Source organism: Cellulomonas endometrii (genome assembly GCF_949769265.1).
GTDB lineage: Bacteria > Actinomycetota > Actinomycetes > Actinomycetales > Cellulomonadaceae > Cellulomonas > Cellulomonas endometrii.
On record NZ_CATKPC010000003.1, the window covers coordinates 216,329 to 242,012 of the forward strand.

General features: G+C 75.9%; 20 protein-coding genes, 2 tRNA genes and 1 riboswitch. Of the genes, 10 read left to right on the forward strand and 12 right to left on the reverse strand.

The window, feature by feature from the left end:
• The first annotated feature begins 113 nt into the window (after positions 1-113).
• Genes QNH85_RS05505 through QNH85_RS05515 form a run of 3 tightly spaced genes read left to right on the forward strand, consistent with a single transcriptional unit; the run spans position 114 to position 3,688 of the window.
• Positions 114-899, forward strand: coding sequence for an ATP-binding cassette domain-containing protein (locus QNH85_RS05505; RefSeq protein ID WP_282945221.1), 786 nt, complete (start codon positions 114-116; stop codon positions 897-899).
• A 28-nt stretch (positions 900-927) separates the two neighbouring features.
• Complete coding sequence (locus tag QNH85_RS05510) at positions 928-3,075, forward strand: YhgE/Pip domain-containing protein (protein ID WP_282945223.1); 2,148 nt, start codon at positions 928-930, stop codon at positions 3,073-3,075.
• A 13-nt stretch (positions 3,076-3,088) separates the two neighbouring features.
• Entirely contained in the window at positions 3,089-3,688 is a 600-nt protein-coding gene (locus QNH85_RS05515) for a TetR/AcrR family transcriptional regulator (RefSeq protein WP_282945224.1), read from the forward strand.
• Between the two features lie 282 nt (positions 3,689-3,970).
• Here QNH85_RS05515 and QNH85_RS05520 read toward each other — a convergent pair whose 3' ends face one another.
• From QNH85_RS05520 to QNH85_RS05545, 6 genes are all read right to left on the reverse strand, one after another.
• Positions 3,971-4,198, reverse strand: a complete 228-nt coding sequence (locus tag QNH85_RS05520; protein ID WP_213283047.1) for a BldC family transcriptional regulator — start codon at positions 4,196-4,198, stop codon at positions 3,971-3,973.
• 16 nt (positions 4,199-4,214) lie between these two features.
• A riboswitch (cyclic di-GMP riboswitch) is annotated at positions 4,215-4,289 on the reverse strand.
• A gap of 131 nt (positions 4,290-4,420) precedes the next feature.
• On the reverse strand, positions 4,421-5,143 hold the full coding sequence (locus QNH85_RS05525; protein ID WP_282945227.1) for a response regulator: 723 nt from the start codon (positions 5,141-5,143) through the stop codon (positions 4,421-4,423).
• The gene (locus QNH85_RS05530; RefSeq protein ID WP_282945228.1) at positions 5,140-7,665 is read right to left on the reverse strand and encodes a DUF4118 domain-containing protein; all 2,526 of its coding nucleotides are present in this window, start codon (positions 7,663-7,665) and stop codon (positions 5,140-5,142) included. Before QNH85_RS05530 ends, QNH85_RS05525 begins: the two co-directional genes overlap by 4 nt.
• Positions 7,666-7,929: 264 nt before the next feature.
• A complete protein-coding gene (locus tag QNH85_RS05535) occupies positions 7,930-10,524 on the reverse strand; it encodes a hypothetical protein (RefSeq protein ID WP_282945230.1) in 2,595 nt (864 codons plus the stop codon).
• A 125-nt stretch (positions 10,525-10,649) separates the two neighbouring features.
• Positions 10,650-11,693 (reverse strand): hypothetical protein, encoded by a 1,044-nt coding sequence (locus tag QNH85_RS05540; RefSeq protein ID WP_282945232.1) that lies wholly within the window; start codon positions 11,691-11,693, stop codon positions 10,650-10,652.
• Between the two features lie 173 nt (positions 11,694-11,866).
• Positions 11,867-12,421: a hypothetical protein gene (locus QNH85_RS05545; protein WP_282945234.1), complete on the reverse strand. Its 555-nt coding sequence runs from the start codon at positions 12,419-12,421 to the stop codon at positions 11,867-11,869.
• Positions 12,422-12,592: 171 nt separating this feature from the next.
• On the opposite strand from QNH85_RS05545, the gene QNH85_RS05550 reads away from it, so the two are divergent.
• On the forward strand, positions 12,593-12,985 hold the full coding sequence (locus QNH85_RS05550; protein ID WP_213283056.1) for a DUF7144 family membrane protein: 393 nt from the start codon (positions 12,593-12,595) through the stop codon (positions 12,983-12,985).
• Positions 12,986-13,000: 15 nt separating this feature from the next.
• On the opposite strand, the gene QNH85_RS05555 is transcribed toward QNH85_RS05550, so the two are convergent.
• Complete coding sequence (locus tag QNH85_RS05555) at positions 13,001-14,704, reverse strand: ROK family protein (RefSeq protein WP_282945235.1); 1,704 nt, start codon at positions 14,702-14,704, stop codon at positions 13,001-13,003.
• A 256-nt stretch (positions 14,705-14,960) separates the two neighbouring features.
• Between QNH85_RS05555 and QNH85_RS05560 the strand changes: the two genes are divergently transcribed.
• The 3 genes from QNH85_RS05560 to QNH85_RS05570 are packed head-to-tail and all read left to right on the forward strand — an operon-like array spanning position 14,961 to position 18,477.
• Positions 14,961-16,007, forward strand: a complete 1,047-nt coding sequence (locus QNH85_RS05560) for a hypothetical protein (protein ID WP_282945237.1) — start codon at positions 14,961-14,963, stop codon at positions 16,005-16,007.
• Positions 16,004-16,906 carry an N-acetylglucosamine kinase gene (locus QNH85_RS05565; RefSeq protein WP_282945238.1) on the forward strand — a complete coding sequence of 301 codons (903 nt, stop codon included), beginning with the start codon at positions 16,004-16,006 and terminating at the stop codon, positions 16,904-16,906. Before QNH85_RS05560 ends, QNH85_RS05565 begins: the two co-directional genes overlap by 4 nt.
• 41 nt (positions 16,907-16,947) lie before the next feature.
• Positions 16,948-18,477: a YfcC family protein gene (locus QNH85_RS05570; protein WP_282945239.1), complete on the forward strand. Its 1,530-nt coding sequence runs from the start codon at positions 16,948-16,950 to the stop codon at positions 18,475-18,477.
• Between the two features lie 61 nt (positions 18,478-18,538).
• Here QNH85_RS05570 and QNH85_RS05575 read toward each other — a convergent pair whose 3' ends face one another.
• From QNH85_RS05575 to QNH85_RS05585, 3 genes are all read right to left on the reverse strand, one after another.
• Positions 18,539-19,393 carry an alpha/beta fold hydrolase gene (locus QNH85_RS05575; protein ID WP_282945241.1) on the reverse strand — a complete coding sequence of 285 codons (855 nt, stop codon included), beginning with the start codon at positions 19,391-19,393 and terminating at the stop codon, positions 18,539-18,541.
• Positions 19,394-19,568: 175 nt separating this feature from the next.
• Positions 19,569-19,641, reverse strand: a tRNA-Asn gene (locus tag QNH85_RS05580).
• A gap of 63 nt (positions 19,642-19,704) precedes the next feature.
• Positions 19,705-20,214 carry a hypothetical protein gene (locus tag QNH85_RS05585; protein WP_282945243.1) on the reverse strand — a complete coding sequence of 170 codons (510 nt, stop codon included), beginning with the start codon at positions 20,212-20,214 and terminating at the stop codon, positions 19,705-19,707.
• Positions 20,215-20,280: 66 nt separating this feature from the next.
• On the opposite strand from QNH85_RS05585, the gene QNH85_RS05590 reads away from it, so the two are divergent.
• The 3 genes from QNH85_RS05590 (at position 20,281) to QNH85_RS05600 (ending at position 23,191) form a co-directional block, all read left to right on the forward strand.
• A tRNA-Ile gene (locus tag QNH85_RS05590) sits at positions 20,281-20,354 on the forward strand.
• Positions 20,355-20,682: 328 nt separating this feature from the next.
• A complete protein-coding gene (locus QNH85_RS05595) occupies positions 20,683-22,215 on the forward strand; it encodes a peptide MFS transporter (RefSeq protein ID WP_282945244.1) in 1,533 nt (510 codons plus the stop codon).
• 178 nt (positions 22,216-22,393) lie between these two features.
• Positions 22,394-23,191 (forward strand): transglutaminase-like domain-containing protein, encoded by a 798-nt coding sequence (locus tag QNH85_RS05600; RefSeq protein WP_282945246.1) that lies wholly within the window; start codon positions 22,394-22,396, stop codon positions 23,189-23,191.
• Positions 23,192-23,352: 161 nt separating this feature from the next.
• On the opposite strand, the gene QNH85_RS05605 is transcribed toward QNH85_RS05600, so the two are convergent.
• On the reverse strand, positions 23,353-24,129 hold the full coding sequence (locus QNH85_RS05605) for an SDR family oxidoreductase (protein ID WP_282945248.1): 777 nt from the start codon (positions 24,127-24,129) through the stop codon (positions 23,353-23,355).
• A gap of 182 nt (positions 24,130-24,311) precedes the next feature.
• Positions 24,312-25,631 (reverse strand): aspartate aminotransferase family protein, encoded by a 1,320-nt coding sequence (locus tag QNH85_RS05610; protein ID WP_282945250.1) that lies wholly within the window; start codon positions 25,629-25,631, stop codon positions 24,312-24,314.
• Between the last annotated feature and the right edge of the window lie 53 nt (positions 25,632-25,684).

Consider the following 25,684-nt stretch of genomic DNA (forward strand, 5'->3'; position numbering starts at 1 on the left):
GCGATTGTTTCACGACCCGGGTGTGATCCGCGGAACGTGGCCAGCGCATGACAGGCGCGCGCGGTCGTCCTATCTTTGTACTGACCAGTCAGTGCGAACCGATCGAGGCGACAGTGTCATCTCCGGAACCCACGCCCCTCCGGGCGGAGCCGCAGCAGCAGACCGGCGCGGACGCGCCCGAGGACGCGGCGCCCGCGCCCGTCCCCACCGCCGTCCGCGCGCGCGGCCTCACCCTCACCGGCTCGCGCGGCCCCGTGTACGGGCCGGTCGACCTCGACCTGCCCGCCGGCACGCTCACCGTCGTGCAGGGCCCCCAGGGCGCCGGCCGGTCCAGCCTGCTCCTCACGCTCGCCGGCCGGATGGTGCCCGACGCCGGCAGCGACCTGACCGTGCTCGGCGAGCCGCTCCCCCGGCGCCGGTCCGCCGTGCAGCGCCGCGCCGCCGTGGCCGGGTTCTCGGGGATCGACGAGCTGGACGACGGCGTGACGGTCGCCGACGTGACCCGCGAGCGGCTCGCCTGGCTGTCGCCCTGGTACCGGCGCACCGGCCGGGTCGACCAGGGCCGGTTCGCCGCCCTGGCCGAGCCCGCGTTCGGCGAGCGGCCCCTGCCGCGCGTGAGCACGGTGATCTGGGACCTCGACGAGGTCGACGTCATGCTGCTCCGCGTCACGCTCGCCCTCGCCCAGCAGCCCGACCTGCTCGTCGTCGACGATCTGGACCAGGTGCACGACTCGCGCCGCCGGCAGACGGTCTGGACCCGGCTCGAGGCGCTCGCCGCCGCCGGCACGACCGTGATCGCGTCCGTCGCGTCGCTCGACGAGGTCGCCCGCATGCGGTGGTGGACGCCGCCGCAGCACGTGAACCTCGCCACCGGCCCGCACGCCGTCCCCGCCGACTGACCCCCTGCTCTTCCTGAGGACCCCCGAGATGCTCTCCTTCCTGTCCACCGGCACCGAGCTGCGCCGGTTCCGCCGCGGCCTGCTGCCGAAGCTCGCCGTCGTCGCGATGCTCGCCGTGCCGCTGCTGTACGGCGCGCTGTACCTGTGGGCCTACTGGGACCCGACCGGCAACCTCGACCGGCTCCCCGTCGCGCTGGTCAACGCGGACGAGGGCAGCACCACCGACGACGGCGACGCCCTGCACGCCGGCGACGACGTCGTCACCGAGCTGCTCGACTCCGGCGCGCTCGACTGGCGCCAGGTCGACGCGACCACCGCCGCGGACGGCGTGCGCGACGGCACCTACTACTTCGCGGTGACCATCCCCGAGGACTTCTCCGCCGACGTCGCGTCCGCCGGCGGTGACGACCCGACCGCCGCGGAGCTCGACGTCACCTACAACGACGCCAACTCCTACCTCGCCTCGACGCTCGGCCGCAGCGCCATGACGCAGATCCGCGCCGCGGTGTCCGAGACCATCGGCGAGCAGGCCGTCGACCAGGTGCTCGTCGGCCTCGGCTCGGCCCGCGACGGCTTCGCCCAGGCGTCCGACGGCGCCCTCACGCTCGCGGCGGCGAGCGGCGACCTGTCCGCCGGCGCCCACCAGGTGGCCGACGGCGCCGCGTCCGCGGCCGACGGCGCGCAGCAGCTCGCCTCGGGCTCCGCCGACCTCGCGGACGGCGCGGGCCGGCTCGACTCGGGTGCGGGGCAGCTGGCGAGCGGGGCGGGCACCCTGTCGTCCGGCGCCGGGTCGGCGGCCGCGGGTGCGGGTGCGCTGGCGACCGCGGCCGGGCAGCTCGCCACCGGTGCGGCGTCTGCCGCCACCAGCGCGCAGACGCTGGCGACCGGCGCCGGTCAGGTCAGCACGGGCGTCGACCAGCTGGCCGGCACCGTCTCGCAGCTGAGCACCGCCGCGCAGGGCCTGCCCGCGCTCCGGTCCCAGCTCGACGCGCTCGCCACGACCGCGGACCCGGCGACGGCCGCGGTGCTCGACCGCATGGTCGGAGCGCTCGACCAGTCGATCGCCGACGCCGGTCTGCCGAGCACGCCGGCCGCCGCGCAGGCGGCGGCGCAGCAGCTGCAGACGCTCGTCGACGGCGCCCACCGGGTCCGCGACGGCTCCGCCGCCCTCTCGTCCGGGCTCGGCACGCTCGCCGGGAAGTCGGGCGAGCTCGCCACCGGCGCGCAGACGCTGTCCTCGGGCACCGCGCAGGTCGCCTCGGGCGCGGCCTCGCTCGCCTCGGCGTCGAGCACGCTGGCCTCCGGCGCGGCGACGCTCGACGACGGCGCGCAGACCCTGGCCGACGGGGCCGGCACGCTCGCGTCCGGCACGTCGACCCTCGCCTCCGGGGCGACTCAGGTCGCCGACGGCGCCGACCAGCTCGGCGACGGCAGCCACGAGCTCGCGGGCTCCCTCGCGGACGGTGCCGGGCAGATCCCCGCCGACGACGACGCGACGCGCACCCAGCGCGCCGACGCGCTCAGCACGCCCGTCCGGATGGACAGCACCGACGTCGCCGCGGCGAACGGGTACGGGGAGGGCTTCGCCCCGTTCTTCATCCCGCTCGCGCTCTTCGTCGGCGGGCTCATCACGTGGCTGCTGCTCCGGCCCCTGCCGCCGCGCGGGCTGGCGACGCCGGCGCGCGGCTGGCGGATCGCCCTCGCCGGGTACCTGCCGGCGCTGCTCATCGGCGTCGGGCAGGTCGTGGTGCTGCTCGCGGTCGTGCACTTCGGCCTCGGGCTGGGGATGTCGACGACCCTCGGCACGCTGGCGTTCACCGTGCTGGTCGCCGCGGCGTTCCTGGCCGTGCAGCAGATGCTCACCGCGGTGCTCGGGTCGGCCGCCGGCAAGGTCGCGATCATCGCGCTGCTCATGCTGCAGCTCACGGCCGCCAGCGGCACCTACCCGGTCGAGACGACGCCGTCGTTCTTCCAGGCCCTGCACCCCGCCCTGCCCATGACCTACGCGATCACGGGCCTGCGCGAGCTGACGACCGGCGGCACCGACGGGCGGCTGTGGTCGTCGGTCGCGGCGCTGCTGGCGTTCCTCGTCGGGTCCCTCGCGATCACGTCCTGGCGGGCGGCGCGGCAGCGCACGTGGACGCTGTCGCGCCTGCACCCCGCCCTGTCGATCTGAGAGGCTGGGACCCATGTCGACGGCCGCCTCCCCCGCCACCGCCCCGGGCGCGCCCGTGGGCACCGGGCGCCGCGACACGCGCCGCGCGATCATCGAGGCGACCGTGGCCCTCATCGCCGACCGTGGCTTCTCGGCCACGTCGGTGGACGACATCGCCGAGCGCGCGGGCGTCGCCAAGGGCAGCGTCTACTACAACTTCGGGTCCAAGGGCGCGCTGTTCGAGACGGTGCTCACCGAGGGGCAGCGCGCCCTCACCGCCGCACTGCGGGGAGCCGCGGCCGGCCGCACCGGCCGGGATGCGGTCGGGGCGCTCGTGCACGAGCTGCTCGCGCAGATCCAGGGGCACCCCGACTTCGCCAAGGTGCTGGTCGCCGAGGTGTTCCGGACCGGGCGGGACTGGCAGGACTCGATCCGTCAGGTGCGGGACGAGGCGTTCGCCGTGTTCGCCGAGGTGGTGGAGGCGTCCTGGCCGCACCGCGACCCGTCCCTGACCGCCGCGGCGATGTTCGGCGCGACGCTGGTGGCCGGCCTGGAGTGGCTCGCGTTCCAGCCGGACCGCCCCGTGGCGGACGTGCGCCGCGCGGTGCTGGCGACGGTCCTCGACCCGCTCTGACCCGGTCCGATCCGGTCCCGGTCGGCGCGGGTTCGCGGCTTGGTCGAGGGTTCGCGGCTTGGTCGAGGGTCCGTGGCGAGGTCGAGGGTCCGCGGCTTGGTCGAGGGTTCGCGGCGAGGTCGAGGGTCCGCGGGGCCAGGTCGAGGGTGTCGATCCCGCGCCGTCGACGCAACCGGTCGACCTCGCGGCCGCGGGGCTACGTGCCTGCGTGCTCGGGCCCCCGGACGCGGAACGGGCCCCCGAGCGTGTGCTCGGGGGCCCGTTCCGGGTGTCTCGGGTGGCTCAGTAGCGGCCGGCCTGCGTCGGGACCGCGCCGAGCAGCTCCATGACCTCGGACTCGAGGAACCGGCGGTGGCCGCCGAGGGTGCGGACCGCGGAGAGCTTGCCCGCCTGGGCCCAGCGGGTGACCGTCTTCGGGTCGACCCGGAACATGACCGCGACCTCACCCGGGGTGAGCAGCGAGGAGGAGGTGGCCTGCGTCGGGAGCTGGGCCTGGAGGGGGAACGTCATGATGACTCCTTGTCGGTTCGGTAGCCCGGCTGGCCCAGAGGGCCCCGTGGCTTTGCGTCCCCGCCTTGCAGCGGGTTTGCCGTTTGTCGCTCAACACCGAGAACTATACAGAAATCGGACAGAACGGCAAGTACCACCAGAGAGCGGACAGATCCGCAGGTCACAGATGTGCGCGTTCACATGGTGGACGGGCCGGCCGGTGCGCGGGCACGTCCACGCCGGTCAGCGCGACTCCGGAGACGATCCGGCACCGTCACCCCCGCCCGCCGGGTCGAAGCGGTACCCCATGCCCGGCTCGGTCAGCAGGTAGCGCGGGGCGGCGGGGTCGGGCTCGAGCTTCTTGCGCAGCTGCGACAGGTACAGCCGCAGGTACCCGGTGTCGGTGACGTGCTCCGAGCCCCAGATGTCGGACAGCAGCGTCTGCCGGGTGACGAGCCGGCCGGCGTTCCGCACGAGGATCTCGAGGATCCGCCACTCCGTCGGGGTGAGCCGCACCGCCTCGCGGGGGGTGCCGTCGCGGGTGACGGTGGTCGCGGAGAGGTCCACCGTGACGTCACCGATCCGGACCAGCGGCTCGGCGTCCTGGCCCGGCACCCGGCGGGTCAGCGCACGGATGCGGGCGAGCAGCTCGTCCACGCCGAACGGCTTGGTCACGTAGTCGTCGGCGCCGGCGTCGAGCGCGTCGACCTTGTCGGCCGAGCCGGTGCGCCCGGACAGCACGAGGATCGGCGCGGTGGTCCAGCCGCGCAGGCCGTGGATGACCTCCACCCCGTCGAGCCGGGGCATGCCGAGGTCGAGGAGGTACAGGTCCGGCTTGTGCTCGATCGCCTGGTTCAGCGCCGCGGTGCCGTCGGTGGCGGTCAGCACCTCGTAGCCGCGGGCGCGCAGGGTGATCCGCAGCGCCCGGAGGATCTGCGGGTCGTCGTCGGCGATGAGGATCTTCACGCGCCCGCCGCCCCCGTCGGCGCCGCCGCCGCGCTGGTGCGCAGGGCGATCACCATGGTCAGTCCCCCGCCGGGCGTGTCCTCGGGCGTGAGCGTCCCGCCCATGCCCTCGGTGAAGCCGCGAGACAGCGCCAGCCCCAGCCCCAGCCCGGTGGCGTTGTCCGTGTCGCCGAGCCGCTGGAACGGCACGAAGAGGTCGGCCCGGCGCTCCGGCGGCACGCCGCGGCCGTGGTCCACCACCCGGATCTCGACCCGGTCGGCGAAGGCGCTGGTCTGCACGCGTGACGGCCTGCCGTGCGGGCTGGCGTGCACCGCGTTGGCCAGCACGTTGACGAGGACGCGGCGGAGCAGCGCGGGGTCGGCCTGCACGGGCGGCAGCGCGGGGTCCAGCTCCAGGTGGACGTCGTCCGGCCCGAGACCGAGCTCGTCCAGCGCCGGGAGGATCACCTCGTCCACGTCGGTCGGCCGGGTCGACACCCCCAGCACCCCGGCCTGCAGGCGGCTGACGTCCAGCAGGTCCGTCACCAGGCTGGTCAGGGTCGCGAGGCTCTCCTGGGCGGTGGCCAGCAGCTCCTCCCGGTCGGCGGACGACCAGTCGACGTCCCGCGAGCGGAGGCTGCCGACGGCGGTGGTCGCGGCGGTGAGCGGCCGGCGCAGGTCGTGGCTGACGGCGGACAGCAGCGCGCTGCGCACCTGGTCGGTCTCCAGCAGCGGGCCGATGGCGTCGGCCGTCCGGGACAGCCGCTGGTGCTCGAGTGCGGCCGCGACCTGGGTGACGACCACGCCCAGCAGCCGGTTGCCGGCGCCGTCGAGGTCGGCCGCGCGGGCGTCGGGGCGGGGCTCTCCGGCGTCGAGGTCGAGCACGGCGTCCTCGTCCACCGCCACCACGGTCGCTCCCGGTCGCACCGTGCCGGACTCCGCGAGCACCTCGTCCCCCGCCCGCAGCCGCACGCCGGCGAGGCCGAACGCCTCGCGTGCGCGGTCGATCAGGCTCGCGAGCGCGTCCTGCCCGCGCAGCACGCCACCCGCGACGGCCAGCATGAGCTCGGACTCGGCGCGCGCCCGCTGCGCCACCCGGCTCCGGCGCGCGGCGACGTCGACGACCGCGCTGACGAGCACCGCGTTCGCGACGTACAGCGCCAGCGCGAGGACGTGCCGCGGCTCCGCCACGGTCACGGTGCGCACCGGCTCGATGAAGAAGTAGTCGAGGCTCAACCCGGACAGCACGGCGGTGAGCAGGGACGGCCAGAACCCGCCCACCAGCGCGACCACCACCACCAGCAGCTGGTACGTCAGCACGTCGCCGACCAGGGACGTCCCGGTCCGCGTCGCCTCCAGCAGCCAGGTGAGCAGCGGGCCCAGCGTCAGGCACAGCACGAGGCCGAGCACGCGGCGCCGGGTCGTCAGCGCCCCGCCGACTCCGGGCAGGGCGAACCGGCCGCCCGCGGCGGCGTGGTTGACGATGTGCACGTCGATGGGACCGGCCTGCCGGATGACGGTCGCGCCGATACCCGGTCCGCTGAGGGCGGCGGCGAGCCGGCTGCGGCGGCTGATGCCGATGACGAGCTGGGTGGCGTCGACGGTCCGCGCGAACTCGACCAGCGTGCGGGGCACGTCGTCCCCCACCACCTGGTGGTAGGTCCCGCCGAGCTGCTCGACCAGCGCGGCCTGCGCCGCCAGGGCGCCGGGGTTCGCGTCCCGCAGGCCGCTCTGGGCGCTGACGTGCACGCCCAGCAGCTCCCCGCCCGCCGACCGCGCCGCGATCCGCGCCCCCCGGCGCAGCAGCGTCTCCCCCTCCGGGCCACCGGTCAGCGCCACCACGACCCGCTCGCGGGCCTCCCACGGAGCGTCGATCGCATGCTCGGCCCGGTAGGTCCGCAACGCCGAGTCCACCTCGTCCGCCAGCCACAGCAGCGCCAGCTCCCGCAGCGCCGTGAGGTTCCCCAGCCGGAAGTAGTTCGACAACGCCGCGTCCACCCGCTCGGCCGGGTACACGTTGCCCTCCGCCAACCGGTCCCGCAGCGACTGCGGCGCCAGGTCCACCAGCTCCACGTCGTCCGCCGCCCGCAGCACCCCGTCCGGCACCGTCTCGCGCTGCGGCACCCCCGTGATCGTGCGCACCACGTCGTTCAGGGACTCGACGTGTTGGACGTTCACCGTGCTCACCACGTGGATCCCCGCGTCCAGCAGCTCCGCGACGTCCTGCCAGCGCTTGGCGTGCCGGGACCCCGGCGCGTTCGTGTGCGCCAGCTCGTCCACCAGCGCCACCTTCGGCCGGCGCGCCAGCACCGCGTCCAGGTCCATCTCCGACAGCCGCACCCCGCGGTGCTCGACCTGCGCCCGCGGCACGACCTCCAGCCCGTCCAGCAGCGCCGCCGTGGCCGCCCGCCCGTGGGTCTCCACCACCGCGACCACCACGTCCTTGCCGTCACGGACCATGTCACGGCCCGCCTCGAGCATCGCGAACGTCTTGCCCACCCCCGGCGCGGCACCCAGCAGCACCCGCAGCCGACCCCGGCTCATCCGTCCATCCCCTCCGAGTCGTCGGCGCCCGGCCCGGCGTCGCCACCGTCGACGTGCCCAAGCGCCGCCCACGTGCCCGGCGCCCAGGTGCCCAGGTGCCAGGTGCCCAGGTGCCCAGGTGCCTGCCGGCGATCGTAGTCGGGACGGGGTGCCCGACCTGGGCACGAGCCTCGGGCAGGCGCCCCGGGCGGGAGCCCGGGCCGGGGACCCCGGGCAGGGGTGGCGGCCACGCGCGGCGCCACCCCCGCCCGTCCAGCGGTCACGTCACGCACCGCTGATCCGGTCCCACGGTCCGGCCTCACCCGGATCGCCGGCAGCGTCGAGCGCCCGCCGCACCCGTGCCCGGTACCCGACGACCACCGCCCCGGCGACCACCAGCACCACCGCGGTGGCGAGCCACCGACCCACGTCGGCGCCCGTGACGGCGAGCGGGGACTCCGGCGCGACCGGCTCGGGAGCGGCGACCGTCAGGGTCTCGGACGGCTCGCCGCAGCGCCCCGCGGACAGCGGCTCGCCGTCCGCGGTGCTGGTGCGCTCGACGAACCCGTACGTGCCCGGCTCGCCCGCGACGTACCGGTCCGTCGCGTACTCGCCCGCGCCCTCCGACAACGCGAGGGGCGCGGACGTCCACACCGGCTCGTCGCACACGAGCTCCTGCCCCGGGGAGGCCGCGAACAGGTCCACGACGGTCACCGCCCCGGCGGGCGGCGTCCCGGTGACGGTCACGACGTCCCACAGCTCGACGCCGGCGACCGGGCGGTCCTGCGCCGCCGTCGCGGTCGTGCGGACCGTGAACCCGTCGGTGACCGTCGTCGTCTCGGACGGGATCCCGCACTCCCCGCGGTGCTTGACCGCACCGTCTCCCCCGATCAGCGTCTCCACCCAGTACACGCGGCCCGGCCGGTCGGGCGCCGGCGTGGTGCCCGACTCGTACAGCCCGGGACGGGCGACCGGCACCGGGTCGGAGACCCAGAGCGACGTCGTGTCGTCGCACCGGGGCGCCGCGGCCGGGTCCTGCGGTCCGAACGCCTCGAACACCAGGTGGTCGCCGTCCGCCGTGGTGCCGGTCACGAGGGCCAGGTCGTGGATCGTCTCGCCCGGCGCGGCCTGCTCCTGCGCCCGGGTGACGACCGTCGGCGGGACGACCACGACCGGGTCGCCCGGCACGTAGAACGCCTCCCGCACGTCGTCGAACCTGCTCACGAACGGCTCCACGCGGTCGTCGCCGGCGAAGGAGTACACGAACACGTAGTAGTCGCCGCCGGGGTGGGTGGCGGTGGCGGGCACCACGATCGGGTCCTCGTAGCCCACCTCGTACACGCCGTTCGCGGCGTCGACCGTGCCGGTCCAGAGCACGGGTGTGCCCGGCGGGACCTCCGCGGTCGTCGGCAGCTGCGCCAGCGGCCCGTGCACCGTGACGGTCGCCTGGCCGAGGTCGGCGCCCCACCGGCCCAGACCGCCGAACTCGCCGTGGTCCTCGGGGTATCCCGTGACCGTGATCCGGTCGAACGCGCGGCCACCGGGCACCACGTTGAACTCGCGGGCCTGCGACTCGTGCTTCAGCTCGAACCGGTTGACCGCCGTCTCGGCCTCCTCGAAGTACGGCGCCGCGAAGTCCTCGCGGATGTACTCGGCGAACGGCCCCGCGTCGGCCTTCCGGATCGTGACGACGGCGGTGTAGAAGCCGTCGCCGGTCGCCCGCACCGTGCCGGGGGTCACGACGCCGCCCGGCCCGTCGGCGACGACGCGCTCGACGCCGGCCACGGGCGCACCCGCTGGCGGCACCGCCGCCTGGGCCTGCGGCTGGAGGAACGGCCCGTACCAGGTGACGTCCGCCGGGACGTCCACGGGGTCGCCGTCCAGGTCCACCCACACGTCGCCGGGCGCCGCGCTGAACTCCAGACGGTCGACCAGGGGGTCGCCGTCCTGCACCCGCACGTCCTGCACGGTGGTCGTGGCCCGCGGCCGGAAGTCCTTCACGACGGGGAACACGGGACCGTCCTCGACGATCTGGCTGGGGTCGTGACCGGGGCGGTTGCCGTAGCTGAGCTGGTCCTGACGGCCGCCGCCCACGTCGAACACCGTGACCGTCGTGCGCCACGCGTCGTCGAACACCACGCGGTAGCTCACGTCCCCGTTGCCGGTGGCGGTCCAGGTCAGGTCCACCGGCGCGCTGCCCGTGGTGCCGCGGAACGTGCTGCCGCCCGAGGCGTCGAGCACCGCCGGGCCCGACAGCGTCACCGTGAACGGCGCTCCGACGACCGGCTGCCCGGCGGCCGACCGCAGCACGATGCCGCGGATGGCGCCGGTGCGACGGCCCTGGCCGGTCACCGTGCCGGCGGTCGCGGCGTAGGGCCCGGCCTCGGCCGCGGCCTGGTTCAGGAGCGCGGCTGCGCGGTCCTTGACGGCCTGCGGTGTCGCGGCGGCGATCAGCAGCTTCACCGACTCGACCACGCCGCCGGCCATGCCGCCGGGGCGCTCCTGGCGCTGGTGCGCCGCGTAGCCGAGGGCCGCCTGGGTGAGGTCGTCGGCGGCGTACCGGTGCCGGGCGAGCGCCGCGGCGAGCGGGGCGTCGTCCACGGCGGTCACCGACAGCGGGACGTCCGACGGCCCCGACGCGGGCAGCCGGGCCTGCAGGCAGTACCCGTGCTCCTCGGCCCCGGACGGTCCGTCGATGGGTCCGAGGTGCACCGGGCCGTAGCCGGCGGGCGTGATGGTGATGCCGGCCGCGGGGATCGCCGCGGTGGCGGGCGGGGGTTCGGGCGCGAGGACCAGGGCGGTGGTCGCCCCGGCCGCGAGCGTCCCGGCCAGCAGAGCGGAGGTCGCTCGGCGGGCGTGCCAAGATGGCCGTGCTTGCATGTCAGGTCTCCAGAGGAACTGTCGAGCGGGCGCGAGGGGTCCGGTGTTCGCGCACCGGACCCCTCTTCTGCGGGGTCTGCGCCGGGGTCAGGTCACGGGCGCCCCCTTCGCCGGGCGGGCCACGCTCAGCAGTCCCACACGTTGCCGTGCTCGTCGCCGCACCAGCCGCCGCCCTCGGTCTCGGTGACGACGGTCCAGCCCTCCGGCAGCGGGTCGCCCGGCGACCAGGTCGTGCCGGGTGCGGTCGGAGTGGCGGGGGCGGTGCGCGAGCCCGGCGCGCTGGGTGGCACGCCGACACGGCCGCGCACGGAGGTCGCACCTCCGGACGACCCGGACGCGCTCCTCCGCCTCGCGGCGGCGGCCTCGGCCGCGATCCGGTCCTGCTCCGCCTGCCAGGTCGCCTCCGCGGCCGCGAGGGCGGCACGGGCGACCGCGAGCGCCTCGGTGTGGGCGGCGGCCTGCGCGGCGGCGCGCCCGAGCGCCTCGACGTCGACCGGGACGGGTGCGTCCCGGTCGGCCGTGGCGGCGTCGATCGCCGCGGCGAGCGCCTGCCGGGGGGCCTCGTCCGGCACCCGGCCCGCCGAGGCGGCGAGCGCCGCCGCACCCTCGTGCAGGGCGGCGTCCAACGCTGCGAGCGCGCCGGCGTGGTCGGCGGTCGCCCGGGCGAGCTCCCACTCCGCCTGCGCCCGCCGCACGGCGCGGGTCGCGGCCGTCAGCAGCCCGGTCCGTTCGACCGCGGCTGCAGCTTGCGCGCGGGCGGACGCCGTGCGCGCCGCCGCCGGGTCGCCCGGCGGAACGGTCGCGGCGGGCAGGGCCACCAGCAGGCCGGCGAGGTCCTCGCGGACGGCGTTGTCGGCGACGCGGTGCGCGGCGGCGGCGAGCGCGTCACGCCCGGCGTACCGGGCGGCGCGGAGCTCGCGCCCGGCGCGACCGAGGTCGGCGAGCGCCGCGGCCGCCTCGCGCTCCGCGGCGGCGGCCGACCGGTGCTGGGCCACCCCGATCCCGGCGACGAGGACCGCCACCGCGACCAGGGCGCCGGTCAGGCGCCGGCTGCGGGTCGTCGGACGTCGGCGGCCGGCCGGGACCGTGTCGCCGGTGTCCCCGGTCGGGGGGAGGTCGTCGGGCAGCGTGCTGGGTGCCGCCCCGGTGGGGGCGGAGGGTGCGCTCATGGGTGGTGCTCCTGGTCGGGGGCGGGTGAGCGCGGCTGAGCTGCCGACTGTAGCGGCCGCCCCCGACCCTGGCGGACTCCGGGACGACGCCCTGTGGACGCACGCCGGCGCGTCGTCCCGGACCGCGCGCCGTCAGCGGCGACGTGCTGGCGGACGCCCCGACGCGACCGGCCTCAGCCCTCCGCCATGGCCCACACCACGTCCTGGGACCCGGGAGGCAGCGTCACCTCGCCCCACGTCCCGATCGCCACGGTGAGGTCGCTCGCCGCGTCCACCGACTCCGGCAGGGCGACCACCGTGGTCGACGGGACGTAGTCGGCGGTGCAGGGGTCGTCCCCCTGCTCCGGGATCGTCACCTCCACCGCGCCGGTCCCGGCGGCCCCGGCCGTGGCGTCCGCGACGTGCGGGCAGGTGCTCGACCCGAACGTCACGACGTACAGCAGGGTGTCGTCGGTGGTGCGCGCCGCGCCGGCGACCGCGTCGGCGGGCTGCTCCCCGGCGCCGGGCGGCAGGCCGAGCGCGGAGGACCCCGCGGTGAGCTCCAGCTCTCCCCCGGCGGTGGCGGTGGCCGTCGTGCCCTCTGTCACCTCGGTGCCCGACGACCCGGGATCGTCGCTGCCGCACGCCACCAGCGCGCCCGCCACGGTGCCGAGCAGCGCGGTGGCAGCCGCCGCCCGCACGACCCGGGCCCGACCGGCGACGGGCTGGGACCTCTGCCATGCGCTCACGGGACCGCTCCGTCCGCCGACTGCCTGGTCCTCGCGAGGCTACCGCCGCGCGGCGCCCGCGCCCAGGCCCCGCGCCCGTACCCATCCGCAACGGGTGATGCCGCGCGTCCGCACCGGCTCCTAGCGTCGAGGCGGGCTCCACCGACAGGCACGACGAGAGGAGAGGTCCCCATGAGCGAGACCCGCAGCACCGCAGCGGTGGGCTTCACCGTCTTCGCCGGGACGGTCATGATCGTGATCGGCGTGCTCCACGCGATCCAGGGCTTCGTCGCCCTGATCAACGACACCTTCTACGTGGTCGGGCAGGAGTGGGTGTTCTCGTTCGACGTGACCACCTGGGGCTGGGCGCACCTGCTGCTGGGCATCGTCGTGGCCCTGGCCGGGGTGTTCGTGTTCACCGGCGCCGTGTGGGCGCGGACGGTCGGCGTGCTCGTCGCGGGGCTCAGCATCGTCGTGAACTTCGCGTGGCTGCCGTACTACCCGGTGTGGGGCCTCGTGGTCATCGCCCTGGACGTCTTCGTGATCTGGGCGCTCACGGCCCACGGACGGGACATCGTGGTGTGACGGGCTGACGGGCCGTCAGGGAACCGACGGGAGGGACGGCTCCCGGCTGCGCGCGTGCGGGTCGCCGAAGAGGGCGCCGAGCGCCGCGCGGCCGGCGAGCGTCGTCGCGCCCTCCACCGTGGCGGCCCCGGCGAACGCGCCCGGGACGATCTCGGTGTGCGGGGCGGACGCCGCGACCTCGGCGCGCACCCAGCGGGCGACGAGCGGGTGCTCGCCGATGGCACCACCGAGGACGACCATCTCCGGGTCGAGCACCGACACGAGCGTCAGCGCGAGCCGGGCGATCTCGACCGAGTGCTCCCGCAGCGCGCGCACCGCGGCGGGGTCGCCGGCGTCGGCGCCGGCGAGCAGCCCGGCGATCCTCGCCGCGGGCGCCCCCTCGCCGTCGCCCGGGCGCCACCGCCGCACGAGGGCGGCCGCCCCCAGGTGCTGCTGCAGCCCGAGCTCCTGCGGCGCCACCCCCGGCGCCCAGGGGAACGGGACGTCCGCGAGCTCCCCCGCGCCGCCCCGGGCACCGTGCACCAGGACGCCGTCGACCACCACGCCCGCACCGATCCGCTCTCCGACCTGGAGCAGCACGACGTCCCGCCTTCCCTGGGCCACGCCCCGGTCGACCTCGGCGAGCACGGCGCAGTTCACGTTGTTCTCGGCGAGCACGCGCACCCCGTGCGGGAGCCTCAGCCGGGCCACGACCTCCTCGGCGGCGAGACCGCCCAGCGACGGCCCCTCGCGACCCGTCAGGCGGTGGTCGGCGCGGACCGGCTTGGGCAGGGCGATCGCGATCGACCGCAGCGGCCCGGCACCGCGGAGCTCGTCGACGAGCTGCGCCACCCCGTCGGCGGCGTCCCGCAGCAGGTCCTCGACGGTGCCCGCGGCGTCGAGGACGCTGCGCCGCTCGGCCAGCGCGCGCTCCCCGAGGCCGCGGGCGGCCAGGCGGATCTGGGTGTTCCCGAGGTCGATCCCCAGCGTCCACCCCGCCGACGGCGCGATCTCGTAGACCGCGGCGGAGCGCCCGGTCGCGCCCGTGCGCGCGGGGAGGCGCCGGACGAGGCCGGCGTCCTCGAGCTCCGCGACGGCGGTGGACACCGTGGGCTTGGACAGACCGAGCCGGCGACCGAGCTCGGGGCGGGTGGCCTCGCCACCCCGGACCAGGGCGAGACCGACCAGGCGGCCGGTCGCGGACAGCGCCCGGCCGGGCGCGGCAGGGGCGTCGTCGAACGCCGACGGCCGCGCGGGCGCGGGGTCCGCGGAGGCGTCCTCGCGGGCGCCCGGAACGGGCCCCTCGGCGGGCGGTCCGACGTCGTCGCGTGCCGGCCCCGCGACCTCGACGACCACACCGGGTGCCAACGTCCGCACCGCGTCGGGCTCCGCGCCCGGCAGGCTCCGGACCTCCAGGCCCGGCAGGCGCACGGTGGTCCGGCGGGCGTGGCGCACCTCGACCACCGTCAGCGCGGGCGGCAGCGGCACGAGCGCACGGTCGGCGTCGGCGAGGTCGGCGAGCGTCCGGGCGGCCGCCCCGAGCAGCACCCCGCCCGGCAGCACGACCTCGAGGAGCCGCGGCCACTCCTCGCGGACGAGCTCGGCGGGGTCGCGGTCGGTGCGGCCGGAGTACACGCCGCGGGCGAGCCGGAGCAGGGTGCCCCGGCGCACCGCCCGGCTCAGGACGGCCGGATCGGTCCCGTCCGCCACGAAGAAGTCGGGCCACGCGCGCCGATTCACCGCACCTCCTTGACCATGAGCCCTTCCTTGACCATACACGAGCGACAACGACCCGCACCGGTCAAGCTTCGTCGCCCGCGACCGTGCCTGCCGCGCGCCGACCCGACGGGCGAGCATCGCGCTCCTTGACCGCGCCGCGCGTGCTCATGCCCGTGCTCCGCCGACCGAGGCGCGGAGGCAGTTGTCCCGACCCCGCTCGGGCCGCTACGGTCCGTGCTTCGTAAGGCAAGTTTACTAACTGAGAGGTGCGAGAGCGATGGCGCCGCACGAGATCCTCCTCCCGTTCCGCGACGGGGTCCGCGCCCAGCCCGCGGCCGTCGCCGGGACGTCCGCCCGGACGCGGGACTGGCTGACGGAGCACCCCGACGTCCTGGACGCCGCCACGGGCAGTGCGCTGCTGGTCGGCATCGGCGCCTCCCACGCGGTCCTCGCCGCGCCCGTCACCGAGCTCCGCCGGGCGGGCGTGCTCGCCGTCCGGTCGACCGGCGAGGACCTGCCCGCCGGCACGGCGCTGCCCGTCGACCTCGCCCTGGCGGTGTCCCAGTCCGGGCGCAGCCCCGAGACCGTCGAGGCGCTCGGCGTCGTCGACCGCGACCGCCGCCTCGCGGTGGTGAACCAGCCGGGCTCGCCGCTGGAGGCCGCGGCCGGTCGCACGCTGGGGCTCGGCGGCCAGGTGGACTCCGGGATGTCGTCGGTCGCCGTCGCCGCGACCGCGGTCGCTCTCGGGATGCTCGTCGAGCGCCGCGTCGCGGGCGCCGTGACGCCGGTGTGGCAGCGGCTTCCCGAGCTGCTGGACGCCGTGCTCGACGACGGGCGCACCCGGGCCGCGGTCGCGGACTTCGCGGCGCGCGCCGCGACGGCCGGCTGCGTCGACGTCGCCGGTCGCCCCGCCAGCGTCGGGGCCGCCGAGCAGGGCGCCCTGCTGCTGCGGGAGGGCCCCAAGGTCGCCTCCCTCGGGACCGGGACGCGCACCTACCTGCACGGGCTCACCGACGCGGTCGGCGGCACGGCCCACGTCCTGGTGGGCGGGGCGCGCGAGGCCGCGCTCGCCGACCAGCTCGCCGCCTACGGGGTGCCGGTCCTGCTGGTCACCGACGAGGACGCGCCGCCGGGCGCCGGCGTGCACGTCGCCGCGGTGCCGTCCCTGCCCCCGCTCGCGGCCGTCGTGACCGAGGTGGCGGTGCTCCAGCTGCTCGCCCTCGACCTCGCGGACGCCCTCGGCACCGACGTCGACGCCGGCACGCTCGCGCGCGTCGACACGAAGCTGCCGGAGACCGGCCAGGACGCGGAGGCGGGCCGGTGACCGCGCTGGTCGCCGGCATCGACGTCGGCGGGACCAAGACGCGCACCGTGGTCGAGACGTCGGCGGGTGAGGTGCTCGTCGACGTGACCGAGGCGACGACCGGCTGGCGTGGCGCGTCCTTCGCGGACAAGGGCGCCCGGACGGCGGCCGCCCTGCTCGAGCGCGTCGCTCCCCTGGGCGGACCGCGCGTCCTCGCCGCGGTGGGCGTCGGCGCCCACGGCTGCGACCTGGTCGAGGAGAGCGAGGAGCTCCAGCGGCACCTCGCCGGTCACCTCCCCGGCGTGCGGTGCGTCGTCGTGAACGACGCCGAGCTGGTCGCCCCGGCGGCCGACCGGCCGACCGCGGTCGGGCTCATCGCCGGCACCGGCTCCGTGGCCGTCGGGCGGACCCCCTCCGGCGACCGGGTGCACGCGGGCGGCTGGGGCTGGCTGGTCGGCGACGAGGGCGGCGCCTCCGGGATCGTCCGCGAGGCCGTGCGCGCCAGCCTGCGGGCCGTCGAGGACGGCTCCGGCGACCCGCTCCCCGCGCTGCTGTGCGGCGCCCTCGGCGTCGACCACGTGCTCGACCTGCCCGGGCAGCTCCTGTCGGGCGACCCCGCCTCGTGGTCCGCCCACGCCGGGCTCGTCTTCGACGCGCAGGCGGCCGGCTCCGCCCTCGCTGCCGGGCTCGTCGACGACGCGGGCGCAGCCCTCGCGGACCTCGTGGCCCGCGTGGTGTCCCGCGGCGCGCTGGGCACCGAGCTGGTCGCCGCCGGTGGCGTCATCACCGCCCAGCCCTCCCTGCGCGCGGCGCTCGACCGCGGCCTGGCCGAGCGCGGCGTCCCCGCGCGCGTCCAGCTGCTGCAGGCCCCGCCCGTCGCAGGAGCCGTGCGCCTGGCGCGCGCGGCCCTGCTCCCGTGACGTCCGTCCCTCCCCTCCCGCACCCACCGAAAGGCCCCGCGATGACGCAGACGGCCCCGCCGGCCACCGCCGACGACACCACCACCACGCCGCCCCGCAGGCGGCGGTTCACCCTGCCGAACACCTACACGATCCTGCTCGGGCTGAGCGTCGTCGTGTGGGCGCTCGGGTTCGTGATCCCGTCCGGCCAGTACGACGTGGTCGACGGCGCCACCGTCCCCGGCTCCTACCACCACGTCGACACCGCGGCCACGTTCGGCGAGCGCCTGATGGACCTCTTCCAGGCACCCGTGAACGGGCTGTACGGCGTCGAGAGCGCGACGTCCGGGGCCGTGGGCCCGAACGAGCAGGGCGGCCTGTTCGGCGCCGCCGGGGTGTTCCTGTTCGTCCTCGCCATCGGCGCGTTCATCGTGACGACCACGCGGACCGGCGCGATCGACGCGGGCATCGGGCGCGTCGCCGGCCGGTTCCGCGGCCGCGGCGCGCTGGTCATCGTCGCCCTGATGGTGCTCATCACCCTCGGCGGCTCGACGTTCGGGCTGGGCGAGGAGACGCTGGGCTTCTACGCGATCCTCGTCCCGCTCCTGCTCAGCCTGGGCTTCGACCGGATGACCGCCGTCGGCGTCGTGCTCGTCGGCTCCGTCGTCGGCAACATGGCCTCGACCGTCAACCCCTTCATGGTGGGCGCCGCGTCCGACGCGGCCGGCATCCCCATCGGCCAGGGCATCGGCCTGCGGGCGCTCATGCTCGTGGTGCTCGGCGGGCTCGCGATCGCGTACGTCGTCCGCTACTCCGTCCGCGTCCGGCGGGACCCGTCCCGCTCCGTCGTCGGGATCAGCCAGGAGGACGCCGAGGTGGCCGCCGGGCTGGACGAGCACGCGCTGTCGATGACCGGGCGCCAGAAGGTCGTCATGGCGCTGTTCGCCGCCACGTTCGTGTTCATGGTGTTCGCCCTCGTGCCCTGGGCGCAGGTCATCTCCGGCCCGGAGGCGGCGTCCTACGCGTGGCAGCTCGACTGGTACTTCCCCGAGCTGACCGCCCTGTTCCTGGTGATGTCCATCGCCGTCGGGCTCGTCGGACGGATGCGCGGCGAGGCGCTCGTGCAGTCGGTGCTGGCCGGGGCGTCCGAGTTCCTCGGCGCGGCGCTCGTCATCGTCCTCGCACGCGGGATCACCGTGATCATGCACAACGCGGTCATCACCGACACCGTGCTGCACTCCCTCGAGGACGCGGTGCAGGGCGCGGGCTCCGGGCTGTTCGGCATCCTGGTGTTCCTGGTGAACATCCCGATGTCGTTCCTCGTCCCGAGCTCGTCGGGGCTCGCGACGCTCTCCATGCCCGTGCTCGCTCCGCTCGCGGACTTCGCCGGCGTCGGACGCGACCTCGTGGTGACGGCGTTCCAGTGCGCCGTCGGCGTCGTGGCGCTCGTGACGCCGACGTCCGCGATCGTCATGGGCGGGCTGTCGCTGGCGAAGGTGCCCTACGGTCGCTACATCCGCTGGGTCCTGCCCCTGGTCGCGATCCTCGTGGCCGGGTCGTTCGCGTTCCTGCTGATCGGCGCGGCGCTCTAGCCGCAGCGTCACGGTGCCCCGGCGTGCTGCACGCCGGGGCACCCGTCGCGCCCGGGGCCTCTCACACCCGCGGCACCTGCACCGCGACGGCGAGCCCCGGCTGGTCGGGGTCGTCGACGATCTCCCGCCCGTCCAGCCACGACCCGATCACGTGGGCGAGCTCCCCAGGGTGCGAGTAGTTCATCGCGTGCGCCGCGCCACGGATCACCACGAGCGTCACGTGCGGCGGGGCGAGCCGGGCCACCTCCATGACCCGCCAGCGCGGCGGCATCATCGGGTCCCGGCTCCCGACCACCGCGAGCGCCGGCACCGACAGCCGCAGCAGCCGCTCCAGCGACGGGTAGCGCACCATCTCGTCGAAGAGCCGGAGCGTGTTCGCGGGCCCGAACCGGAGGTAGTCCGGCACGGCGACGCGCGCCATGGCCGGGCTCTCCCGGGGCCCGTCCTTCGCCAGCTGCGCGAGCCCCCGGGACAGCGGCTGGTTGTACAGCCCGCCGGCCGGGGACGCGAGCACGATCCGCTCGACGCGGTCCGGGGCCACGTGCGCGACCTCGAGGCCGACGGGGCAGCCCATCGAGTTGCCGACCAGGACCACCCGCTCGAGCTCCAGGGCGTCGAGGACGCCCAGCAGCGCCTCGCCGAGCGCCGGGATGCCGAGCGTCGTCCCCCAGCCCTCGCTCCTGCCGTACCCCGGCAGGTCCGGCACCACGTTGGTCGCGCGGTGCGCCAGCAGCCGGGCGGTCGGCATGAGGTACCTGCCGGAGATCGCGAACCCGTGCACGTGCACGACCGGCGTGGCCCCCGGGACGGGGTCGCTGACGCGCACGCGGACCTGGTGGTCGCCGACCCGGACGTCCTGGTCGGCCCAGCCCTCCTCGGCGGCCGAGTCGCGGCCGGGACGACGTCGCGCGGGCATCGGGGCCCCCTCTCGCGGCCCGCCCGGCGGTGGACGGGCGGCCACGGACCCATGCTGCGCGGACCCCGGCCCCCTCGGCCTCATCCGTTCCGGGTGGTGCCGTGCGCCTCCGCGGGGACCGGACGCCGACGCAGAGGACCCCCGGCAGCACGGGGGCTGTCCGGGGGTCCTGGTGCTCCCTCGACTGGACTCGAACCAGTAACCGTCCGATTAACAGTCGGATGCTCTGCCAATTGAGCTACGAGGGATCGCGCGGGAAGAACTCTAGCAGCCCGCCGGGGGTGGTTCCGCCACGTCCGGTACGGGCCGGCTCACCCCCGCAGGCCGGCCGCGGACCGCACCCGCGCCTCGGCCTCGTCCAGCACGGCGGCGACCGCCGGGTCCGACACGTCGACGCGCCCCGACCCGATGACCTGGGTGAACAGGTCGCCGTCCTCGCCCCGCCGCAGCACGACCCGCACGGGGCCCGCGCCCAGGACCGTCACCGTCTCGACGTGCACGACGGAGGACTGCACCCGCTCGCGGAACGTCTGGGCGAACGTGACGGGCACCGGCGGCGCGAGCGGCAGCTCCTGCACGGCACCGGTGACCCAGTGCACGGTGATGGCCGCGGGCTCGGGCGCGAACGACGCCCGGTCGACGTCCGTCCACGGGTGCCGGACCACCTCGGGACCGTCGGCGACGTACAGGGCCCGGCGGGTGGCGGCGAGCCACCGGTCGCCGCTGAGCGCGGCGGTCGCGAGCACGCGGTCGCCCGGCGGGAGGTCCAGCGCGCGGCGCACGTCGTCGGGCAGGACGTGGCGGCGGGAGAAGAGCGGCACGAGGCTCCACGGTAGTCGCCCGCCCGGCGCTCCCGCGCCGCCCGTTCGGTAGCCTGACCCGCGTCGGGGCCAGTAGCTCAGCCGGTCAGAGCAGCGGACTCATAATCCGTCGGTCGTGGGTTCAAGCCCCACCTGGCCCACCTCGTCACCTACGCACCGTCCCGCCGATGCGCCCGCAACCGGGACGCACGTCCCACGACCAGCACTTAGCGGTACGGCAGGGAGCACCCAGATCCGCCGCGGGCGCCACTCAACACGGCGCTCGCCTTGCGAGCGCTCCTGATGCCGTCCCATCCTGGAACGCGGGTCCCGCCGCTCTGCGCGAGCCCCGGGGCCACCTCCTCGCCGGCAGCGGGGACGTGCGCTCGGCAAGTCGAGTGCCTGGAGACGACAGATGAGAACCGCTGTGACCCCTGTGCGCCGCGCCCCGCGCGTGGTCCTCCCCTGCTCGCAGACCGGCGCGGGCCGATGACCGCGACGGGGGCGGCCGCCGGCCGCGACGAGCGCCCCGCCGGCGATCTGGCCGGGGACCGGGCGTTCTTCGGGCACCCGCGCGGGCTGATGACGCTGTTCACCACGGAGCTGTGGGAGCGGTTCAGCTACTACGGGATGCGCGCCATCCTCCTGTACTACCTGACGGACTCCGTCGCCGACGGCGGCCTCGGGATCGACGACCGGACCGGGCTCGCGCTCGTGTCGATCTACGGCACGAGCGTCTACCTGCTCTCGGTCGTGGGCGGCTGGCTCGCGGACCGGGTGATCGGGTCCCGCCGGGCCACCCTGTACGGCGGCGTCATCATCGCCGCCGGCCACGTCGCCCTCGCGCTGCCGAGCGCCGGGACGTCGTACGCGGGGATCGCGCTCGTCGCGCTGGGCACGGGCCTGCTGAAGCCCAACGTGTCGAGCATGGTCGGCGAGCTGTACTCCCGGGACGACCCGCGACGCGACTCCGCCTTCTCCATCTTCTACATGGGCATCAACATCGGGTCGTTCACCGCCCCGTTCCTGGTGGGCGCGGCGCGCGCGTGGGGCGGGTACCACGCGGGCTTCCTGGTCGCGGCGGTCGGCATGGCCGTCGCCCTGGCGTTCTTCGTCGCCGGTGGCAAGTACCTGGGCCGCGCGGGCGGCACGGCGCCGAACCCGGTGCGCCGCGACGAGCGCCCGGCGCTGCTGCGGGGCCTGCTCGTCATCGTGGCCGGCATCGTCGTCGTCGGCGCGATCGCGGCGGTCGTCGCCGGCGGGTTCAACCTCGACACCTTCATCGACACGATGTCGTACCTGGCGTTCATCGCGCCGGTGGCCTACTTCATCGTGATGTACCGCTCCCCCAAGGTCACCGACGCCGAGCGGCCGCGCGTGATCGCGTACATCCCGCTGTTCGTCGCGGCGATGCTGTTCTGGATGATCTTCGAGCAGGCGGCGACCACGCTGGCCGCGTTCGCCGCCGACCGGACGGAGCTCAGCTTCTTCGGGGTGACCATCAGCCCGGAGTTCTTCCAGTCCGTCAACCCCGCCTCGATCATCATCCTCGCGCCGGTGTTCGCCTGGATCTGGACGAAGACGCGGGACCGCCCGCCGACTGCCACGAAGTTCGCGATGGGGCTCGGGCTCGCGGCGGCGTCGTTCCTGGTGATGTCCCTCGCCTCCGCGGCGATCGGCGACGGCAAGGCCCCCGCGTGGGTGCTCGTCGTCGTCTACGTGATCCAGACGCTCGGCGAGCTGTGCCTGTCCCCGGTCGGCCTCGCCGCGACCACCCTGCTCGCCCCCCGCGCCTTCCGCACGCAGGCCATGGCGATCTGGTTCCTGGCCCCCGCGGCCGGGCAGGCGATCACCGCGCAGCTCATCAAGGCCACCGAGGGCACGTCGGACACCCTGTACTTCGGCGGCATCGGTGCCGTGGCGATGGTCTTCGCCGCGGCGCTGCTCGCGCTGTCGCCGTGGGTGACGCGGCACATCCGCCGCGCGGACGAGATGGAGGGCACGGTCAGCGCGGGCGCCTGATCCGGTCCGCTCCCGACGGCGCTCCCGACCGACACGGGGCGCACGGCCTCGGGCCTCGGCGCCCCGGTGTGCGCCGTCCCTGGCGCACCGGCCGTGCAGGCCGCACACTGTGCTCGCCGGGCTCCGCGCCGGCACCGCGACGCCGCGTCCCTCCCCCGCCGAAGGAGCCCCGAGCCCCGTGCTGCGCACCGTGACCTCCCACCTGTCCATGCAGGTGCACGCCCCCGCCGAGCTGGTGCTGGCGGTGACGGTCGCCGAGGGCGCGCACGAGGTCGACGAGCTGCTGCGCGTCACCCGGGACGGCGCCCCGGCCGACGTGGTGGAGGTGAAGGGGCCGCACGGGACCCGCCTGCACCGCGTGGACAGCGGGCCGGGCCTCGTGGAGGTCGACTACCGGGCGACCGTCACCGGCCGGGACGCCGCCCCGGAGGTCACCGACGCGGACCTCATCGAGTACCTGCGCCCGAGCCGGTTCGCCGACTCGGACAGGCTGCTGGCGTTCGCCGGCGACCAGTTCCGCGGGCTGAAGGGCCAGGACCTGCTGGCGGCGGTGGTCGACTGGGTGCACGGGCACCTCGTGTACCTCTCGGGGTCGAGCCAGCCGACCGACGGCGCGACCGACACCCTGCTCAAGAGGCGCGGTGTGTGCCGGGACTTCGCGCACCTCGTCGTCGCGCTGCTGCGGGCGCGCGACGTGCCCGCCCGGCTCGCGGCGGTGTACGCGCCGGGCCTGAGCCCGATGGACTTCCACGCGGTGGTCGAGGCGTACGTCGACGGCGCCTGGCACGTCGTCGACGCGACGCGGCTGGCACCGCGGCAGTCGCTGCTGCGGATCGCCACCGGGCGCGACGCGACGGACACCGCGTTCCTGTCGACGTACCGCGGCGAGGTCACGTTCCAGGAGCTCACGGTGACGGCCACGGTCGACGGCGACCTGCCGCACGACGACGGCACGAAGCCGGCGACGCTCGGCTGACCCTGCCCGCGGAGTGCCGCCGGGAGTGCGCCCCGTAGCCGGGAACGCGCCCGCTGCAGGGGGCGCAGTCCCCGCTACGGGGCGCAGTCTCGACGAGTGGGCGCAGTCGCGGCCACGGGGCGGGCCCCGCCGACGCGCGCGCACGCCCGCCAGCGGGGCGGTCAGGCGTTGCGGGCGATCTGGGTGTTGCTCACCTGCGCGCGGGGGCGGACCACGAGGGTGTCGATGTTCACGTGGTGCGGCCGGGTCAGCGCGAACGTGATGACGTCGGCGACGTCGTCCGCGAGCAGCGGCTCGTAGCCCTCGTAGACCTTCGCGGCGCGGGTGGCGTCGCCGGCGAACCGGACCAGCGAGAACTCCTCGGTCGCGACGTTGCCGGGCGCGATGTCGATGACGCGGACCGGCTCGCCGATGAGCTCGAGGCGCAGCGTGGTGGTGAGCATCCGCTCCGCGTGCTTGACGCCGGTGTAGCCGGCCCCGCCCTCGTAGGGGGCGATCGCGGCGGTCGACGTCACGACCACGACGTCCCCGCGCCCGCTGGCCTTGAGCGCCGGCAGGAGGGCCTTCGTGATGCGCAGGGTGCCCAGCACGTTGAGGTCGTACATCCGCTTCCAGCCCTCGACGTCGGCGTCCTCGACCCGGTCGAGCCCGAACGCGCCGCCCGCGTTGTTCACCAGCGACGTGAGCCCGCCGGTCTCCTGGACGTGCGCGACCAGCCGGGCCACGTCCTCGTCGCTCGTCAGGTCGGCGGGGAACGCCTCGGCGCCGGTCTCCGCGGCGAGCGCCTCCAACCGGTCGGCGCGGCGGGCGACGGCGACGACGTCCCAGCCCTCGGCGCGCAGGCGGCGGACCGTGGCGGCGCCGATCCCGCTGGACGCCCCGGTGACGACGGCGCGGGGCCGGGGGGACGCGGGCGCGGCGGACGTGCTGGAGGACATGCGGGGTCCTTTCGAAGGGGAACGGCGGTGCAGGAACGCACCCTACGACCGCGCGGGCGGGCCGCGAGGTCGTCACTCGTCGGCGAGGTCGTCAGTCCTGCGGGACGACCTCGGGCACGAGTGACGACCTCGCCGACGCGGGCGACGGCGGCCGACGCGGGCAGGTCGGGTCGGCGGGAGGGTCAGAGGGTGGCGTCGAGCGCGGTCAGCACCTCGTCGTACGCCGCGAGCGCCTGGGCGACCTGCGCGTCCGACACGGTGCACGGCGGCACGACGTGGATCCGGTTGTCCTGGACGAACGGCAGCAGCCCGCGCTCGAGCAGCCCGGCCTTCACCGCGGCCATCCCCGCGGCCGGGACGGGCTCGCGGGAGCCGCGGTCGGCGACGAGCTCGAGCGCCCAGAACACCCCGGTGCCCCGGACGTCCCCGACCGAGGGGTGCGCGTCCGCGAGCGCCGCGAGGCCCGGTGCGAGCAGGTCGGTGCCGACCCGGGCGGCGTTCTCGACGATCTTCTCGTCCTCCATGGCCTCGATGGTCGCGACGATCGCCGCCATCGCCAGGGGGTGCCCGGAGTAGGTGAGCCCGCCGGGGAACACGCGGTCGTCGAAGGCCGCGGCGACGGGGTCGGAGATCAGCACCCCGCCAGCGGGCACGTACCCGGAGTTGACGCCCTTGGCGAAGGTGACCAGGTCGGGCACGACGTCGTGCTGGTCGAGCGCGAACCAGGAGCCGGTGCGGCCGAACCCGGCCATCACCTCGTCGAGGACCAGCAGGACGCCGTACCGGTCGGCGAGCGCTCGGACGCCGGCGAGGTAGCCGGGGGGCGGGACGAGCACGCCGCCGGTGCCGACGACGGTCTCCAGCAGGATCGCGGCGACGGACGACGCGCCCTCGGAGACGATGACGCGCTCGAGGTGGTGCAGCGCCCGCTCGCACTCCTGCTCCGGGGTGCTCGCCCAGAACTCGGAGCGGTACAGGTAGGGACCGAAGAAGTGCACGTGCCCGCGGGCGTACTCGTTCGGGACGCGCCGCCAGTCGCCGGTCGCGACCACCGCCGCGCCGGTGTTGCCGTGGTACGAGCGGTAGAACGACAGGACCTTGTCGCGGCCGGTGACCAGGCGGGCCATCCGGATCGCGTTCTCGTTGGCGTCGGCGCCGCCGTTCGTGAAGAAGACCTTGGAGAACCCGTCGGGCGCGTGCCGCAGGATCGCCTCGGCGGCCCGGCCGCGGGGCAGGACGGCGTGCGACGGGGCGACCGTCGTCAGCCGGCCGGCCTGCTCGGCGATGGCCGCGGTGACGCGGGGGTGCTGGTGGCCGATGTTCGTGTTGACGAGCTGGCTGCTGAAGTCGAGCAGGGTGCGGCCGTCGGCCAGGTGCACCTCGCAGCCCTGCGCCCCGTCGACGACCAGCGGCGACAGCGCGCCCTGGGCGGACCACGAGTGGAAGACGTGCGCGCGGTCCAGGTCGTGCGCGAGCCGGCCGTCGGCGTCGAGTGCGGTCATGGTGCGGGTGGCCTTCCGTGGTGGTGGTCGGTGCGGGAGGGGGTGGCGCCCGG